This is a genomic window from Actinomadura sp. 21ATH, from assembly GCF_041951345.1.
GTDB lineage: Bacteria > Actinomycetota > Actinomycetes > Streptosporangiales > Streptosporangiaceae > Spirillospora.
In genome coordinates, this window is the sequence record NZ_JBGNUR010000003.1 from 472,223 (window position 1) to 489,598 (window position 17,376).

The window sequence follows — 17,376 nt, forward strand, 5'->3', positions numbered from 1 at the left end:
CCTCAGCGGACGACGCCGACGCCCGCCGCGACCTTCAGCCCGGTCGGCGGCGCCGACTCGTCGGGCCACCAGTCCTGGACGTCGACGACCCCGGGGTCGAGCACGTCCAGCCCCTCGAAGAACGAGGCGATGTGCTCGCGCGTGCGGAAGCGCATCGGGGACGGCGAGTCCGCCGAGATCTCCTCCAGCTTCGCGCGGGCGCTCGGGTCGCTGCCGTCGGAGCAGAACTGGGAGAGCATGATGTGGCTGCCCGGCGCCGCCCGGTCGCGGAACCGCGCCACGATGCCCGCCGGATCGTCGCCGTCGCCCACCAGGTGGAACAGGCCGACGAACAGCAGCAGCACCGGCCGGTCCCAGTCGATCAGCTTGACGACCTCGGGCGCCGCCATGATCGAGTCGGGGTCGCGGACGTCGCCCTCGATCGACACCACGCCGGGGATGCCGGCCAGCAGCGCGCTGTTGTGGACGGTCACGAGCGGGTCGTAGTCGACGTACACCACCCGCGCGTCCGGATCGATCGCCTTGGCGGTCTCGTGCACGTTCGGGGCCGTCGGCAGCCCGGCGCCGATGTCCAGGAACTGGTCGATCCCCGCCTCCGCGCACATCCGCGTCACCCGCAGCAGGAACCGGCGCTGCGCGTTCCCCAGCACGGGCAGGTCGGGCGCCAGCGCCATCACGGCCCCGGCCGCCTCCCGGTCGACCGCGTAGTTGTCCTTCCCGCCCAGCACGTAGTCGTACGCGCGGGCGTGACTCATCACGGTCGGATCGATCCCAGGGGGTACGAACTCATCGCCCATGGCCGGCCTTTCCCCGTCTCGTGCAGCGGCGTCCCCCCGAACACCCGCCAGGGTAACGCGGATCACGGCAAGTTCCGGTATGTATGGTCATCGGACACCTCGTCCCTTTCCTCCCCCAGCCGACCCCGGAACGGAGTCCTCCCATGGCCTACGATGTCGCCGCCGTCCGCGCGCTCTTCCCGGCCCTGGACGCCGGAGGCGCGCACTTCGACGGGCCCGGCGGCACGCAGACGCCGCGCCCCGTCATCGACGCGATCGCCGCCGCCCTGGCCGCGCCGCTGTCCAACCGCGGGGACGTGACCCGCGGCGAGCGCAACGCGGAGACGATCGTCGCCGAGGCCCGGCGGGCCATGGCCGACCTGCTCGGCGCGGACCCGGCCGGGATCGTGTTCGGGCGCAGCGCCACCCAGCTGGCGTACGACTTCGCCCGCACGCTCGCCAAGACCTGGACGCCGGGGGACGAGGTCGTCGTGACCCGCCTGGACCACGACTCCAACATCCGCCCGTGGGTCCAGGCCGCGGCCGCCGCCGGCGCCACGGTGCGCTGGGCCGACTTCGACCCCGCGACCGGCGAGCTGCCCGCGGAGGCCGTCCGGGCGGTGCTCTCCACCCGCACCCGCCTGGTGGCGGTCACGGCGGCCTCCAACCTGATCGGCACCCGCCCCGCCGTCGCGGAGATCGCCCGTTCCGTCCACGAGGCCGGCGCCCTGCTGTACGTCGACGGCGTGCACTACACCGCGCACGCCTCCGTGGACGTCGAACGGCTCGGCGCCGACTTCTTCGCGTGCTCGCCGTACAAGTTCCTCGGGCCGCACATGGGCGTCCTCGCGAGCCGTCCCGGCCTCCTGGAGACGCTCGCGCCGGACAAGCTGCTGCCCTCGACGGACGCCGTCCCGGAACGGTTCGAGTTCGGCACCCTGCCCTACGAGCTGCTGGCCGGGGCCCGCGCCGCCGTGGACGTCCTCGCCGGGCTGGCCCCGCACGCCGCCGGCGGCCGCCGTGAACGGCTGATCGCGTCGTACACCGCCCTGGAGGAGCACGAGGACGCCCTCCGCGTCCGGATCGAGAAGGGCCTGGCCGGCCTCGGCGGCGTCACCGTGCTCTCCCGCGCGGCCGAGCGCACCCCGACCCTGCTGCTCACCTTCGAGGACCGCGGCACCGCCGACGCCTACCGCTTCCTCGCGGAACGCGGCGTCGACGCGCCCGCGGGCTCGTTCTACGCGATCGAGGCGTCCCGCCGGCTCGGCCTCGGCGACGCCGGCGGGCTGCGCGTGGGGCTCGCCCCGTACAACGACGCGGGGGACGTCGACCGCCTGCTCCAGGGACTCGCCGACTTCCTCGGGCGACCGGCCCGCTGACGAAATCTCCACAGCCGGGTGTTCCGATCGCTGGCAGCTTTCGACCCTGGACAGCGGGCCCGGAGGCGCATAGACCCGGTTTGTGGCTGACGATGAGGGTCGTATCCGGGCGAGTCGCAGGACCTTTCTCTCCGCTTCGACGGCCGCCGTCACGGCCGGCGTCGCGCTGGGCGCGGCGCCCGCCGCGGCGGCGGGACCGGACGGGCCGGGCGGGCCCGTCCGCGATCAGCCGCCGGACGCGGAGCTGCGGGCGCTGCTGCGCGAGATCGACGAGCGCCGGATCGAGGCGATCGTCAGGAAGCTGGTGAGCTTCGGCACGCGGCACACGCTGTCGAGCCAGGACGATCCGCGGCGCGGGATCGGCGCGGCGCGCGACTGGATCCTGGCGGAGCTGCGGCGGTACGCGGCGGCGTCCGGCGGGCGGATGACCGTGGAGGCGCAGTCGTACATCCAGCAGCCCGCCTCCCGCATCCCGGTCGCGACGCGGATCACGAACCCCATGGCGACGCTGCGCGGCTCCTCGTCCCCGGACCGGATCTACGTCGTGTCCGGGCACTACGACTCCCGGGTCAGCGACGTCATGAACGCCACCGCCGACGCGCCCGGCGCCGACGACGACGCGTCCGGGGTGGCGGTCGCGATGGAGCTCGCGCGGGTGATGGCGACCCGGCGGCCGGCCGCGACGATCGTGTTCGCCGCGGTGGCCGGCGAGGAGCAGGGCCTGTACGGCGCCCGCCACATGGCGCGGCTGTACAAGGCGGCGGGCGCCGACGTGCAGGCGATGTTCACCAACGACATCGTCGGCAGCGCCACGGCCGACGACGGCACCCGCGACCCCCGTACGGTACGGCTGTTCGCCGAGGGCGTGCCGACCGCCGAGACGCCCGAGCAGGCGAACGTCCGGCGCTCGGTGGGCGGCGAGAACGACTCCCCGTCCCGGCAGCTGGCGAGGTTCGCGCGGTCGGTCGCCGGCCGCCGGGCGACCGGCATGGACATCCGCGTCATCTACCGGCGCGACCGCTACCTGCGCGGCGGGGACCACATCGGCTTCCTGGAGCAGGGCTACCCAGCGGCCCGGTTCACCGAGCCGCACGAGGACTTCGCCCACCAGCACCAGGACGTCCGGGTCGAGGACGGGAAGCAGTACGGCGACCTGCCGGAGTTCTGCGACTTCCCGTACATCGCCCGGGTCGCCCGGGTGAACGCCGCGGTCCTGTGGTCGCTGGCGCGGGCCCCGGGCACGCCCGAGAACGCACGCATCCGCACGGACCGGCTCACCAACGACACGGACCTGGTGTGGGACCGCGGCCCGGAACCGGACCTGGCCGGCTACGAGGTCGTGTGGCGGGAGACCACCAGCCCGGACTGGACGCACGCCGTCCCGGTCGGCGACGTCACCGAGGCCCGCGTCGACCTGTCCAAGGACAACGTGTTCTTCGGCGTCCGCGCCGTCGGCCGGGCCGGCCACCGCAGCCCGGCCGCGTTCCCCGTGCCGTCCTGACCGCCCTCAGCCCCCGGTGATCGCCTCCAGCTCGGCCGGAACCTCGCACGCGGTCACCTCGTCCAGCTCACGTTTCGCTGTCATCGCGGGAGGCGATGGCGAGAGGATGTTCTGCATGGACGACGCACGGCGGGCGATGTTCGCGGACGAGCTGGAGATGCGCGGCTCGCCGCTGTGCGACTGCGCCGGCGAGGGCGCGCCGGTCAGCCCGGCGACCGGCGCGCGGGTCGCGCACCGCTGCGGGTGCGCCGCCGTGCGCGCGTCCGCGCTGATCCGCCGGGCGGCGTCCCTGACCAGGCACGCCCGCGAGTGCGGCTGCACGGAGGCCGACCGCGAGGCCGCGCTGTTCTGGGAGCGCGAACTCATGGGGCGCCGGCCCGCCCCGCCGCGCGGCTCCTGAGAGGGCGCGCCGCCGTGAGGTGAACCGGACGCGCGGGGCCGACCGTACGACATGCCGTCAGGCTCCGGGTGAACGGGACGCACCCGGACCGCGGGCCCACCCTCACGGAGGTCGGTGTGCACTCTGTCGGCGAGACGTACGGCAGCGCGTGGGATCGGCGCCGGACGGCCGTACGCGAGACCCCCGGCCTGTCGTGGCCGCCGGAACCGCGGCGCGACGCGCGGCCGGAGAATCCGACGGCGGTCCTGGAGGACGCGCGCGGCCCGCGCTACTCCCGCGACGCGAGCCTGTGGGAGCGGACCGAACGCGCGGCGCCCGCGCGGCGGCGCGCCCAGGCGCCGGCGGCGCGGACCGCCGGGAACCGGCTGCTCGTCGTCATGCTCTTCTGGTCGCTGCTGGCCACCAGCGTCGCGCTGTGGGTGTTCGGCACCCCGCCCAGCGGGCTCAGCGAGCCCGCCGAGGTCGTCACCGCGGCCGGGCGGGTCACCGGCCTGGTCGGCGGCTACCTGCTGCTGGTGCAGGTGCTGCTGATGAGCCGGGTCTCGTGGCTGGAGACGTGGATCGGCGGCCGGGACCTGATGCGCTGGCACCGGCGGCTGGGCGCGTACCTGCTGGTGATGGTGCTGGCGCACGCCGGCTACATCACGGTCGGGTACGCGATGACCGAGGGCGTCACGATCGTCGCCGAGACGCGCACCCTGCTCGGCACGCTGACCGGCGCGTTCGCCGCGACCGGGATCATGGTGGCGATCAGCGCGCTGGCGATCCGGGGGCTGCGCCGCCGGCTGCCGTACGAGCTGTGGCACTGGCTGCACCTGGCCACGTACGCGATCCTGGTCCTCGGGTACGGGCACCAGTTCACCGAAGGCACCGAGCTGTCCCAGGAGGGCTTCGGCCGCTGGTTCTGGATGGGCCTGTACGCGCTGGTGATCGCCTGCCTGGTGTGGGGCCGGGTCGTCGAGCCGCTGTGGTTCAACCTGCGGCACCGCCTCCAGGTGATCGACGTGGTCGCCGAGTCGGACACGATGTTCTCGATCTACGTGGGCGGGCGGCGGCTGGACCGGCTGGAGGCGCGGGCCGGGCAGTACTTCCGCTGGCGGTTCCTGACCGGCAGCGGGTGGTGGCAGTCCCATCCGTTCTCGCTGTCGGCGGCGCCCAACCAGCAGTGGCTGCGGCTGACCGTGAACGCGGTCGGCGGCCACACCGAGGAGCTGAGCCGGATGCGGCCCGGCGTCCGGGTGCTCGCGAGCGGCCCGTCCGGGACGTTCACCGCGGCCCACCGGACGCGCCCGCGCGCGCTGCTGATCGCGGGCGGCAGCGGCATCGCCCCCATCCGCGCCCTGATGGACGAGCTGCCCGGCGGCACCGCCGTCATCTACCGGGCCACCGGGCCCGGCGACGTCATCTTCCGCGACGAGCTGCGCGGCGTCGCGCACCGGCGCGGCCACGACCTGCGGTACGTGCTGGGCTCGCGGGACGAGCCGGGGCCGCAGCGCCTGTTCACCCCCGAGGGCCTGCGGGAGCTGGTCCCGGACGTCCGCGACCGCGACGTGTACCTGTGCGGCCCGCCCGGGATGGTGCAGGCCGCGCTCGCGACGCTGCGCCGGCTGCGCGTGCGCCGCGGCCAGATCCACCTGGACCCGTTCGAGTTCTAGACGCTTTCTCACCACCGGGAGGTACGTGATGCGCCGAGCCACCGCGGCGGTCGCCGGCACGCTGGCCGGGACCGCCCTGCTCCTCGGGGCCAGGTTCGGGGCGGACGCCGCGTTCGAGGCGAACAACGCCGGGGCGAACCAGACGGCCGGGGGCGGCGGCGACCTGGAGGCCGCGCCCGGCCCGACCCGCGAGGCGGGGAAGACCCCGCAGGCGCGGAAGACGCGCCGGAGCGCGGCGGGCGGCGGGCTGAAGGACGGGGTGTTCCGCGGGGCGACCTCGGTCAACCAGCACGGCCCCGTCCAGGTCACGATCCGGGTGGCCAACGGGCGGATCACCGGCGTCGCCGCCAGGCACGGCACCACGCCGGCCAAGACGCTCCAGGTCAACCGGCGCGCCATCCCCGTCCTGCGGCAGCAGGCGCTGAGCGCGCAGGGCGCCCGGGTCGACACCGTGTCCGGCGCCACCTACACCAGCGGCTCGTTCGCCACCTCGCTGCGGTCGGCGCTGGAAGCGGCGAGGGCCTGATGGTGTACCACGTCGAGGACGTCATGGGCACCGCGGTCACCATCGAGATCACCGATCCGTTCCCCGCGGCGACGCTGGCCGCGCTGGTCGAGCGGACGTGCGCCTGGCTGCACGAGGTGGACCGGCGGTTCAGCACGTACCGCGACGACAGCGAGATCCGCCGGCTCGACCGCGGCGAGCTGTCCCTCGCGGACTGCTCGCCGGACACCCGCGCCGTGCTGGACGCGTGCGAGGCGCTGCGCCGGGAGACCGGCGGCGCCTTCGACGCGCGGGCGGCCGGGCGGCTCGACCCCTCCGGGTACGTGAAGGGCTGGTCGGTCGAGATCGCCTCGGCGCGGCTGGCGCGGGCGGGCTCGCTCAACCACTGCGTGAACGCGGGCGGCGACGTCCGCAGCCGGGGCCGTCCCGAGCCGGACCGGGACTGGCGCGTCGGGATCCGGCATCCGTGGCGGCCGGACCGGTCGGCGTGGGTGGTCGCCGGGACGGACTTCGCGGTCGCCACGTCCGGGACGTACGAGCGCGGCCTGCACGTCATCGAGCCGCACTCGGGCGAGCCCGCCCGCGCCCTGCGCTCGGTCACCGTGACCGGCCCCGACCTGGGGCTCGCCGACGCGTACGCCACGGCCGCGCTGGCGATGGGCACCGACGGCCTGCTGTGGCTCGCCCGGCTGGCGGACTCCGGCTCCGGGTACGAGTCGGCCGCGATCACCAGCGACGGGCACGCCTACACGTCCGGCGGTCTCCCGCTGGCCGAGGACGACCCCGAGCGCGAGCCCGAGCCCGCCGCCGCGCGTTCCTGAGAGGACGGCTCCCATGCACCGCTTCTTCTTCGTGCTCATCACCATGGCGCTGGCGGCGGGGCTCGGCATGTCGGTCGCGCTCAGCGCGAGCGCGCCGCCGCCCAGCCCCGCCGCCGAACGCCCCTGAACGCGGAGCCGGGCGGCTACAGCAGCGAGGCGACCAGCCCGACGGCGCACAGCAGCGCGAAGCCCGCCGCCAGGACCGCGATCGCGTACCGGTGGACGCGGCCCGGCCGGCGGCCGGCGATCAGGTAGGCCAGGCCGGCCGGCAGCGGGACGAGGAGGGCCATCCCGAGCGCGGGCACCGCCAGCGCCGCCAGCCGGCCCTGGGTGTCGGCGGGCACCGCTTGCTCACCGTCCGGCCGCAGCCGCGCCGGGAACATCTCGCCCTCGTCGGAGTCCGGCGGGAGACGCACGTCCGTGGTCGCCTCCGCCCGCGGGTCGGCGGGCTCGAAGCGGCCGCGGCAGTCGTAGCGGCTCTCGCCGAGGTCCTCGCAGTACTGGACGACGGCCGTCCCCCGCTCGCCGGCCAGCCCGAACGCGAGCCGCATGTCCCCGAGGGAGAAAAGGACGGGCAGCAGTCCCACGCCGAGCCACATCGCGAGCATCACGGCGATGCCGACCGGGCTCGTCTTCTCGCCGGAGTTCGCGCCGGAGTTCTCGGCGGCCTTGCGTGCTGACATCGGGCTCCCTTCGAGTACGTGGGAGCGCCGGATATGACGCGCCGGACCGCGCCCGGGTTCCCGGGGCGGCGGCGGAGCGTGCCGCGGGAGGCGGCCCGGGCGCGGATGGCCTTATGTGGCCGGTGAGTGGGTCTGGGCAGGATTGCGAGGGCCGTTCATATTCCGGGCCATGAAGGGGAAGCGCGTATCGCGCGGCGCGGCCGTCGTGCTCGCCGTCACCGTCGTCCTCGGGCTCCTGGCCGCTCCGGCCTTCGCCCACGCCGAGCGGGAGGTCAGGTTCCCCGCCGGCACCGGCCAGGTCCCGACCTACCGGAAGGCGCCCGCCTCGCCCCGGCTGGTGGTGTGCAAGCCGGACTCGGCCGAGCGCATCAGGAGCTACACCGGCCGGCTGAGGACGCTCAACGAGCGACTCCTCGCCGAGTGCTCGTTCGAGCACGTCCAGGCCGCGGTGAACGCCGTCGAGGAGCGCGGCACGACGATCTACGTGCTGCCGGGGACGTACCGCGAGGAGCCCAGCCGCGCCGCGCCGAGCGAGCGCTGCGCCCCGCTCGCGGGCAAGGACCTGCTCACGTACGCCGAGCAGTACGCCTGCCCCAACCTCCAGCAACTCGTGGCGATCTTCGGGGACCGGACCCCGGACGACGACGACCACTCGTGCGACAGCGTCCGCTGCGACCTCCAGCTGGAAGGCACCGGCCGGGAGACGACCGACGTCGTCATCGAGGGCGGGTTCAAGGAGGACGGGAGCTGGGAGAAGCTCAACGGCATCCGCTCCGACCGCGCCGACGGCTTCTACCTGCGCAACATCACCACGCAGCTCTTCGAGTTCAACGGGGTCTACGTCCTGGAGCAGGACGGCTTCGTGATCGACCGCGCGCTGGCCCGCTGGAACGAGGAGTACGGCTTCCTCACCTTCGCCAGCGACCACGGCCTCTACACCGACTGCGAGGGCCACGGCAACGGCGACGCCGGCATCTACCCCGGCTCCGCCTCGCCCCTCAACGGCCGCCGGCACTCCATCGAGATCCAGCGCTGCGACTCCCACCACAACGCGCTCGGATACTCGGGCACGGCGGGCGACTCCGTCTACGCGCACGACAACACGTTCCACCACAACTCGGCGGGCGTCTCGATGGACAGCGCGTTCCCCGGTCACCCCGGGCTGCCGCAGAACCACGCGACGTTCGAGAACAACCTCATCTACAGCAACAACGAGAACTACTACGGCAACGTCTGGGACGGCACCTGCGCCAAGCCGCCCCGCGACCGCGGGCACGAGCGCGGCGTGGTCTGCCCCGCCCCGCCCGTCCCGGTCGGGACCGGGCTGCTGCTCGGCGGCGGCAACGACAACAGCTACGTGCACAACCGGCTGTACGACAACTGGCGCAGCGGCTTCCGGCAGATCTGGGTGCCCGCGCCCATCCGCGGCGAGAACGACCTGGCGAAGTTCCGCGACACCTCGCACCGCAACCGCTACACCCGCAACGCCTTCGGCGTCGCCCCCGACGGCGCGCGGCTCCCGAACGGCCTGGACGTGTGGTGGGACGAGCAGGGCGACGGCAACTGCTGGCAGGACAACACCTCGTCGTACGGGACGGTCAGGTCCGACCCGGCCCGCCTGCCCGACTGCACCCGGCCCTCCGGCTGGACGATCTTCTCCCTGATCGGCCGGCCGTCCAAGGTGCTGTCCGGCCTGCCGTGCTCCGAGTACGGCCGCGACAGGCCGCGCCCGCAGGGCTGCGACTGGTTCGACACGCCCCCGCGCCCGGCCGGGGCGCCCGCCGTCAGCGGATCTCGGACAGGTCGATGAGGACCTTCCGGTTCCCGCTCGTCAGGAAGATCAGCGGGTCGCGGGCGTCCTTGCGCGGGTTCGCGGAGATCCCGCCGTTCCCCTGGCGGACGCCGGTGTCGAGGAGGGTGCCGGTCTCCAGGTCGTACAGGATGTGGTTCCTCGACGCCGCGCCCCGCGTGCGGTAGGGGACGAAGCGCTCGTACAGGATGCCGCCCGGCATGCCGGCGTCCGCCGGGAGGCTGCGGCCGTCCCGGCCGTTGCGGCGCTGCACGGCCGTGACCAGCTCGCTCCCGTCGTAGATGACGTCGCTCGCCGGCCCGCCCAGGCACCAGTTGACGGCGCACTCCCAGACGCCCTTGAACGAGGCGACGCCGGCCGTACGGCGCTCGCCCGTCTGGAGGTTGCGGATCGACTTGAACCGCACATCGCCCACCCGGGCACCGCTGCGTTCCCCGGGGGCGCCTGCCCATGGCCAGCTGAGGATCTGGAGGCCCTCGGTACCCGGGATCTTCCGCGGGACGCCGCCGGAGAGCGGCATCCGGTAGACGGCGGCGCCGTCCCCGGTACCGGCCATGGTCCACACGAGCTGCCCGCCGTCGATGAGCATGCCGCCCATCCTCGCTCCGGCCTGCGGCATGGCGGCGAGCCTGCGGGGCTCGCCGCCCGCGAGCGGCGCCGTCCAGAACTCCAGGGTCTCGCGGCCGCCCGCGGCGGTGACCAGCCACCACACGATCCGGCCGGCCGCCACGGTGAAGTCCGAAGGGAAGATCTTCGAGCCGGGCGGAATGATCACCTCCGCGACCTCCTTGGCCCGGCGGTTCGGCAGGTCGTACACCCAGAGCATGTCCGCCCGCTCGAAGCGGGACTCCGTCGTCACCAGCAGCGTCCGGGGATCCAGCAGCGTGACGGGACGGTACGCGCGCCCGTCCGGCATCCTGGCCGGCAGGGTGCGCACCGCGTCCGGCCACTTCTGGCGCACCGGGACCGGCTTGCCCAGCTCCGCCGCCGAGACCGGGGCCAGGCCGGACGGCTCGGCCGCGACGGGCGGCGGGCCGTCCGGGCGCAGGCCCGCGCCCGCGATCCCCGTACCGCCGAGCAGGACCGCCACCGACAGCACGGCGGCCGCGGTCCGGCGCCGCCGCCGGCGGCGGCGGTACCCCTGCTCGACCCGTTCCAGCAGATCGGCCCCGGGCTCCGGCGCGTCCCGTGCCGCGGTCCTGAGCGCACCGCTGAGGGCCCGGTTCAGATCATTCGTCATGCTGGGCTCCCGTCATGGCCGTGTCGAAAACCGGACTCCAGTCAGCGCGCAGCTTGCCGAGCGCGCGGGCGGCCTGGCTGCGCACCGTCCCGCGCGAGATGCGGAGCACGCGGGCGATCTCCTCGTCGGCCAGGTCCTCGTAGTAGCGCAGCACCAGCACCGTCCGCTGGCGCCGCGGCAGCGCCATCAGGGCCTCCCACAGCCGCGGGTCGTGCTCGGCGCGCTCCAGCCCGCGGTCCACGTACCGCTCCTCCGGCACGCTGCCGACCAGGTGCTCGCGTCTTCGGCGCCGCCACGAGCTGATGTGCTGGCGCGCCATGATCGTCCGCACGTACCCCTCGGGATCGCGCTTGTTGACGACCCTCGGCCACGCCCCGCGCAGCCGGACCAGCCCCTCCTGCAGCAGGTCGGCCGCGTCGTCGGGGTTCCCGGTGAGCACGTAGGCGTAGCGGAGCAGCGCCCGCGCGCGGGTCGTCACGAATTCCTCGTACGTCACACCGTCGTCCAAAGGCCGTCCTTTCCATCCACCCCAGGACGCCGCAGCCCTCCGAACTGTTGCACGCGGGTCCCGGCTGGGCAGATCTCGGATGGGCCCGTCGGAGAAAGGAGCGCCTGGACGCCCTCCGCGCCCCGGTCTCCCCGGCCGATCCGGACCCGCTGTTCGCCGCCCGGCTGCACGAGCGCGTCCGCCGGGCACTGCTACGACCAGGAGGAGACACCATGACGGATACGGCGGCGGAATCCCAGGCGCGGGTCCACTCGCTGGCGCCCTACCTCAACGTCGACGACGGGAGGCGCGCGCTCGACTGGTACGCGCGGGTGTTCGGCGCCCGCATGCGCGGCGAGCCGGTCGTGATGGAGGACGGCCGCCTCGGGCACGCCGAGCTGGCCATCGGCGACTCGGTCCTGATGCTGGCCGACGAGTACCCCGAGATGGGGCTGCTCGGCCCCAAGGCCCGCGGCGGGCCCAGCCAGTCGGTCTACCTGACCGTCTCGGACGTGGACGACGTGGCCGTCCGCGCGGTCGACGCGGGGGCGGAGCTGGAGCGCCCGGTCGGGGAGTACCCGTTCGGCCGGATGGGCGTGATCGTCGACCCGTTCGGGCACCGCTGGATGATCAACACTCCGGCAGGGTAGGGCGAATACCTACATTTCGGTCACGAAGATCGTCGCGGTTGGCCAGGATGGGGACGACTGATCCTTGTCTGCGATGGAGTCCCCTTGAGCGAAGACGCGGCCGCACCCCCGTTCGACACCGGCACCCCCCACCAGGCGCGGGTCTGGAACTACTTCGTCGGCGGGAAGGACCACTACCCCGCCGACCAGGAGTTCGCGGAGAAGATCCTGGAGGTGTACCCCGACTTCGGCGAGGTGCCGCGGCTGTCCCGGGCGTTCCTGGGGCGGGCCGTCCGGCACCTGGCCGGCGAGGAGGGCATCCGGCAGTTCCTCGACATCGGGACGGGCCTGCCCACCCACGACAACACCCACGAGGTCGCGCAGCGCATCGCGCCCGAATCGAAGATCGTCTATGTGGACAACGACCCGCTGGTCCTCGTCCACGCCCGCGCGCTGCTGACCAGCACGCCCGAGGGTGTCTGCGCGTACATCGACGCCGACGCGCGCCGCCCCGAGACCATCCTCCGGCAGGCCGCCGAGACCCTGGACTTCACCGAGCCCGTCGGGCTGATGCTGCTGGGCGTCCTGGGAACGGTCCGCGACGACGGCGAGGCCGCCGCGATCCTGCGGGACCTCCTGGACGCCCTGCCGTCCGGCAGCTTCCTCGTCCTGGAGGACGGCACCAGGACGGTCCGCCCGGAGGCGGCGGCGAAGGCGGAGGAGGTCCGCGACGACGGCGGGTACGACTACGAGCTGCGGACCCCCGAGCGGATCGCGCGCTTCTTCGACGGCCTCGACCTGCTCGAACCCGGCGTCGTGTCGGTGTCGCGCTGGCGCCCCGAGCCGACCCCGTTCGGCGGCGAGCCGGCGGAGGTGGACGCGTTCTGCGGGGTCGCCCGCAAGCCCTGAGGGCCGGGCCCGCGCCACCGCTCATCAGGCGGCCGCGTCCGTGAGGGTGCTCAGGGTGAGGAGCACCTCGGACGCGGTCACGTCGTCGAGGGCGGCGAAGCGGTGCGGGGCGGCCGGCGTGCGGACGCTGACCGCGCCGATCGTCTGCTCCGCCCACGAGGCCGGCGCCATGACCGGGAAGCCGGGGCTGACATGGATCCGGACCGTCCCGCCGGGCACCTCGCGGACCAGCGCGTGCTGGACGCCCCCGTCCTCAGCGGTGTCGCGCGTCCAGCCCTGGCGCTCCAGCCCGAGCAGTTGTCCCGTCGGGACCGTGGCGCCGGTGGCCCGGTCCAGGACGGCGGCGCCGCGCTCCTCCGCGGTGAGCGCGTACACGGGCCGGCCGAGCTGCGCGAACGGCTGGACGATCTCGTAGTCGCCGAAGAGGTCGCCCCACTCCCGGACCGCGCCGCCGAGGTGCAGGGGGTGCGCGATCCGGACGTTCCCGGTCTCGGGCAGCGACAGGACCTCGTCGGCCGCGTCCGCGAGCGTGCGGTCCTCGGCGACCCGGAACGCGGTGGCCTTCCGGCCGTCGCCGTCCCCGCCGGCGCCGCCGTCCCCGCCGGCGCCGCCGTCCTCGTGCAGCCAGACCAGCCGCCGGACGATGTGCCACAGCAGCGGATGCTCGACGAACAGCGCGCGGAACTCGCCGGTCTCCCAGCGGCGCTGCTCGCACATCGCCCGTTCCAGCCGGCGGATCTGCTCGGGCGCGGCGGTGCGGACGTCCTTCTTCAGCCCCGCGAACGCGGCGTACGCGGCCGGCGCCAGCTCCCGGTCGTCCTTCGCGCCCGGCTTGGGCAGCGTCTTGCGCGGCTTGCCGGTCCCGTCGACCACGTACGGCCTGAGCTGCTCGTCGAAGCCGACCGTGAAGCGGCGCGGCCCGTAGTCGAGCGTCATGCCGCCGTCGGCGTCCAGCCCGAAGTCGGGCACCAGCCGGTCGCCGAGCTGCTCGGGCGTGAGGCCGCGCGCCTCGGCGGCCGTGGCGAGCAGCTTGACGGCCTTCTTCTTGAGCCGCCTCGGCTTGGCCTTCGCCGCGACCAGGTGCAGCTGGATGAGCGCGACGTCGCTGCCCGAGCCCGCGAGGACGTCCAGGCCGTCCAGCGGCAGCCGGACCCCCTCCTGCCCGGTCCAGGACCGCGCCATCGCGCCCAGCCGCCGCGCGGCCTCGTCGCCGCCGGTCCAGCCCAGCTGCGCCAGCGCCCAGCCGGCCCGCTCGGGCTCGCCGGCGGCGCGCCACAGGCCGAGCAGCCCCCACCCGAACTCGAACAGGGACCGCGGGTCGAGCGCGTCCAGCGCCTCCCGCACGGCGGCGTTCGGCCTGCGGCGCGGGGTCGCCCTGGTCAGCGCCTCGACGAGCCGGCCGGTCGCCGCGAGAGGGAGCGCCCGCTCCCCGCCCTTGAGCAGGACCTGCGGCAGCGCGCCCGGCAGCGCCCACGCGGGCGGGGCGGTGCCGCCGGCCTTGCGCAGCGCCGCCGGCACCTCGCTCGCGGGCGCCTCCGCCACCATGCCGGCCTGGACGGCCTCGACCGCGGTCCTGGCGCCGTCCCCGGCCAGGCCGAGCAGCTCGGGCCGGGACCGCGCGCACGCGTTCAGCAGCCCGGCCGCCAGCCGCGCGCGCTCGGACGTCCCGCCGCTGAACTCCGGGAGGACGCGCAGCGCCCGTACCGGGAAGCGCTCGCACATCTCCGCCGCGGCCGCCAGCACCTGCGGCCGGCCGAGCGCCTCCGCCACGAACCGGAACGCGTCGTCGGTCGGGAGCGCGCCGAGCCCCTCCAGCAGCGCCCGGCGCCGCTCCGCCTCGTCCGCCGGCTCCCAGTACCCGGCCTCGTCGTGGAGCGCCGAGGCCAGGGCGGGCGCCACGGCGGCGCCCAGCCCGTCGATCGCGGTGAAGACGACCGGGCGGAGGCGCGTGTCGCGCTCGAAGCGCGCGAGGGGGCCGAGCCGGGCGAGCTGCGCCTCGCTCCCGAGGGCGCACCACAGCAGCAGGGGCTCGTCGGAGGCCCAGTAGTCGCGCGGCGCCGGCTCCTCGCAGCACTCGTCCACCCAGTCCTGCCGCGACGGCACGAGGTAGGACACCACGAGCCGCTGGAGGCGCGTCTCGCGGTGCTCCGCCAGGCCCTCGACGGCGGCGGCGTACTCGGCCTCGCCGGCCGCCGCGAGCAGCGCCCGCATCCGCCGTCCCGAGCCGTTCAGGGTCCAGGGCGCGCGCCTGGTGGTCCAGCCGTCGTGGACGGCCGACAGCGCCCATTCAGCCGTCCTGTCGTGCCACAGGGCCCGGATCCCGTCGAACTCCGCCGACGCCCGCGCGGCGAACGCGAGGCCGTGCTCGGCGGCGAGGAAGTCGACCCAGGCGCCGTCCGACGCGTACGCCTCGGCCGTGCGGATCCGCGTCTCGACGACCGCGACCACCGCCGCGCCCAGCGCGTCGGGCTCGCCCCGCAGGTAGGCCCCGCCCGCCTCGGCGAGCCGGCGGTCGGTCGACCCGTGGGCCAGGACGGCCTCGACGGCCGGCCGCCCCGTCTCCAGGGCGTCCCGTACCCGTTCCACCTCGGCCGCCTCCGGCTCGGCCGGCGGTACGGGCGTGCGGCCGCCGCGCCGCGGCAGCAACTCGTCCCGCCATGCGTCGGGAATGACCAGAACGTCCTCATCGCGCAGTTGATCACTCATGGGTGATCACCGTAAGGCCGGAGGCGGACATCCCGCCGCGGAAACCCCGGACGGCATGAGGCTGAACCGGCGGCGGCCGGGCCGACGTACTGACAGTGTCGGCCCGGTACGACGCACGGAGGACGCCCTGACCATCGACAGCCGGCCCGAGGCCGCACCCGCCGAGGCGGACGCCGGCCCCCGGAACGCCCGAGAGCCCGACAAGCGAGAGCCCGAGCACGTCGAGGCGCCCGGCGGGCGCCGCTCGCGGTGGCGGCGCGCCGCCGGATGGGGCGCCGGCGGCCTGGCCGCGGCGCTCGTCCTGTTCGTGCTGCTGCTGCCGACCCGGTTCAGCCGGCTGGAGCCGGACTGGTTCGCGCGGATCCCGGTGGAGGCCCTGATCGCCGCCTTCCTCGTGCTCGTGCTGCCGCGCCGGACGCGGCGGGCGTTCGTGCTCGCCTTCGGCGCGGGCCTCGGCGTGCTGGCGATCCTCAAGGCCATGGACATGGGCTTCCAGTACTTCCTCGCCCGCTCGTTCGACCCGGTCGTGGACGGCGTCTCGATCCGGGCCGGGGTGGAGTTCGTGGAGAGCACCCGGGGGCGCCCCGCCGCGGCCGGCGCCGTCGCGGGGACCGTCCTGCTCGCGTGCGTCCTGATCGCGCTGACGACGCTTTCGGCGGTACGGCTGTCCCGGCTCCTGCGCCGCCACAGGGCCGCGACGACCGGCACGGTGTCGGTGCTCACGGCGGTGTGGCTCGCCGCCACGGCGCTCGGCGCCCAGCTGGTCCCGGGCGTGCCGCTGGCCTCCAAGGGGGCGGCCAAGGTCGCGTACCGGCACGCCGTCCAGATCGGCGCGGGGCTGCACGACCGGCGGGCCTTCGCCGAGGAGGCGTCCGTCGACGCGTACCGGAACGTGCCCGGCGACCGGCTGCTGACCGCGCTGCGCGGCAAGGACGTCCTGCTCGCGTTCGTCGAGAGCTACGGGCGGTCCGCGGTCCAGGACCCGGAGATGGCGCCGCGGGTGGGCGCGCTGCTGGCGGACGGCGACCGGCGGCTGAAGGCCAAGGGGTACGGCTCGCGCAGCGCGTTCCTCACCTCGTCCACGGCGGGCGGCGGCAGCTGGCTCGCGCACGCCACGCTGCTGTCCGGCCTGTGGATCGACAACGAGCAGCGGTACCGCAACCTCGTCGACAGCGACCGGCTCACGCTGAACCGCGCGTTCCGGCGCGCGGGCTGGCGGACGGTCGGCGTCATGCCGGGCGTCACCCGGGCCTGGCCGGAGGGGTCGTTCTTCGGGTACGACCGCGTCTACACCAGCAGGGACCTGGGCTATCGCGGGCCGAAGTTCGGCTGGACGACGATGCCCGACCAGTACACGCTGTCGGCGTTCGAGCGCCTGGAGCACGGGCGGCGCGACCTCGGCCCGACGATGACCGAGATCCCGCTGCTGTCCAGCCACGCGTCCTGGGGCTCCATCCCCCGCTTCATCCCGTGGGACCAGGTCGGGGACGGCTCGGTCTACCGGAGCATGCGCGAGGCCCGGACCAGGCCGCCCTGGCCCGGCCCCGAGCGGATCCGGGGCGAGTACCGGCGCTCGATCGAGTACTCGGTGGGCACGCTGATCTCGTACGTGGAGAACCACGGCGACGACGACCTCGTCGTGGTCTTCCTCGGCGACCACCAGCCCCTGCCGAAGGTCGCCGGCGAGAACTCCGGCCGGGACGTGCCGATCACCGTCGTCGCCCGCGACCGCGCCGTCCTGGAGCGGATCTCCGGCTGGGGCTGGAACGAGGGCCTCAAGCCCGGGCCGCGGGCGCCGGTATGGCGGATGAGCTCCTTCCGCGACCGCTTCCTGTCCGCGTTCAGCACACCCTGACACCGGCCGGGTCGACTCGT

Annotated in this window: 15 protein-coding genes; 10 read left to right on the forward strand and 5 right to left on the reverse strand. The window is 74.7% G+C overall.

What is annotated here, in order from left to right; genetic code table 11:
* Positions 1-2 precede the first annotated feature (2 nt).
* Complete coding sequence (locus tag ACA361_RS14415) at positions 3-797, reverse strand: SAM-dependent methyltransferase (RefSeq protein ID WP_375012436.1); 795 nt, start codon at positions 795-797, stop codon at positions 3-5.
* 143 nt (positions 798-940) lie between these two features.
* Between ACA361_RS14415 and ACA361_RS14420 the strand changes: the two genes are divergently transcribed.
* The 6 genes from ACA361_RS14420 to ACA361_RS14445 all read left to right on the forward strand — a co-directional run bounded on the left by ACA361_RS14420 (position 941) and on the right by ACA361_RS14445 (position 7,037).
* Complete coding sequence (locus ACA361_RS14420; protein WP_375012437.1) at positions 941-2,155, forward strand: cysteine desulfurase-like protein; 1,215 nt, start codon at positions 941-943, stop codon at positions 2,153-2,155.
* An 82-nt stretch (positions 2,156-2,237) separates the two neighbouring features.
* A complete protein-coding gene (locus ACA361_RS14425) occupies positions 2,238-3,656 on the forward strand; it encodes a M28 family metallopeptidase (protein WP_375012438.1) in 1,419 nt (472 codons plus the stop codon).
* Positions 3,657-3,771: 115 nt separating this feature from the next.
* Complete coding sequence (locus ACA361_RS14430) at positions 3,772-4,056, forward strand: hypothetical protein (protein WP_375012439.1); 285 nt, start codon at positions 3,772-3,774, stop codon at positions 4,054-4,056.
* A 116-nt stretch (positions 4,057-4,172) separates the two neighbouring features.
* Positions 4,173-5,711, forward strand: coding sequence for a ferric reductase-like transmembrane domain-containing protein (locus tag ACA361_RS14435; protein ID WP_375012440.1), 1,539 nt, complete (start codon positions 4,173-4,175; stop codon positions 5,709-5,711).
* A gap of 28 nt (positions 5,712-5,739) precedes the next feature.
* Positions 5,740-6,237, forward strand: a complete 498-nt coding sequence (locus ACA361_RS14440; RefSeq protein WP_375012441.1) for an FMN-binding protein — start codon at positions 5,740-5,742, stop codon at positions 6,235-6,237.
* Entirely contained in the window at positions 6,237-7,037 is an 801-nt protein-coding gene (locus ACA361_RS14445) for an FAD:protein FMN transferase (RefSeq protein ID WP_375012442.1), read from the forward strand. Before ACA361_RS14440 ends, ACA361_RS14445 begins: the two co-directional genes overlap by 1 nt.
* A gap of 143 nt (positions 7,038-7,180) precedes the next feature.
* On the opposite strand, the gene ACA361_RS14450 is transcribed toward ACA361_RS14445, so the two are convergent.
* Positions 7,181-7,720, reverse strand: coding sequence for a hypothetical protein (locus ACA361_RS14450; RefSeq protein WP_375012443.1), 540 nt, complete (start codon positions 7,718-7,720; stop codon positions 7,181-7,183).
* A gap of 169 nt (positions 7,721-7,889) precedes the next feature.
* Between ACA361_RS14450 and ACA361_RS14455 the strand changes: the two genes are divergently transcribed.
* Positions 7,890-9,530: a right-handed parallel beta-helix repeat-containing protein gene (locus tag ACA361_RS14455; protein WP_375012444.1), complete on the forward strand. Its 1,641-nt coding sequence runs from the start codon at positions 7,890-7,892 to the stop codon at positions 9,528-9,530.
* Here the strand turns inward: ACA361_RS14455 and ACA361_RS14460 are convergent.
* Both ACA361_RS14460 and ACA361_RS14465 read right to left on the reverse strand, forming a co-directional pair.
* Positions 9,505-10,770: a hypothetical protein gene (locus ACA361_RS14460; RefSeq protein ID WP_375012445.1), complete on the reverse strand. Its 1,266-nt coding sequence runs from the start codon at positions 10,768-10,770 to the stop codon at positions 9,505-9,507. The genes ACA361_RS14455 and ACA361_RS14460 overlap by 26 nt on opposite strands.
* Positions 10,760-11,278, reverse strand: a complete 519-nt coding sequence (locus ACA361_RS14465; RefSeq protein ID WP_375012446.1) for a SigE family RNA polymerase sigma factor — start codon at positions 11,276-11,278, stop codon at positions 10,760-10,762. Before ACA361_RS14465 ends, ACA361_RS14460 begins: the two co-directional genes overlap by 11 nt.
* 212 nt (positions 11,279-11,490) lie before the next feature.
* Here ACA361_RS14465 and ACA361_RS14470 point away from each other — a divergent pair, with 212 nt between their 5' ends.
* Positions 11,491-11,907, forward strand: coding sequence for a VOC family protein (locus ACA361_RS14470; RefSeq protein WP_375012447.1), 417 nt, complete (start codon positions 11,491-11,493; stop codon positions 11,905-11,907).
* Between the two features lie 84 nt (positions 11,908-11,991).
* Positions 11,992-12,795: an SAM-dependent methyltransferase gene (locus tag ACA361_RS14475; protein WP_375012448.1), complete on the forward strand. Its 804-nt coding sequence runs from the start codon at positions 11,992-11,994 to the stop codon at positions 12,793-12,795.
* Positions 12,796-12,819: 24 nt separating this feature from the next.
* Here the strand turns inward: ACA361_RS14475 and ACA361_RS14480 are convergent, their stop codons facing one another.
* The gene (locus ACA361_RS14480) at positions 12,820-15,501 is read right to left on the reverse strand and encodes a DUF4132 domain-containing protein (protein WP_375012449.1); all 2,682 of its coding nucleotides are present in this window, start codon (positions 15,499-15,501) and stop codon (positions 12,820-12,822) included.
* A gap of 55 nt (positions 15,502-15,556) precedes the next feature.
* Between ACA361_RS14480 and ACA361_RS14485 the strand changes: the two genes are divergently transcribed.
* Positions 15,557-17,356, forward strand: coding sequence for a sulfatase-like hydrolase/transferase (locus ACA361_RS14485; protein ID WP_375012450.1), 1,800 nt, complete (start codon positions 15,557-15,559; stop codon positions 17,354-17,356).
* Positions 17,357-17,376: the final 20 nt, after the last annotated feature.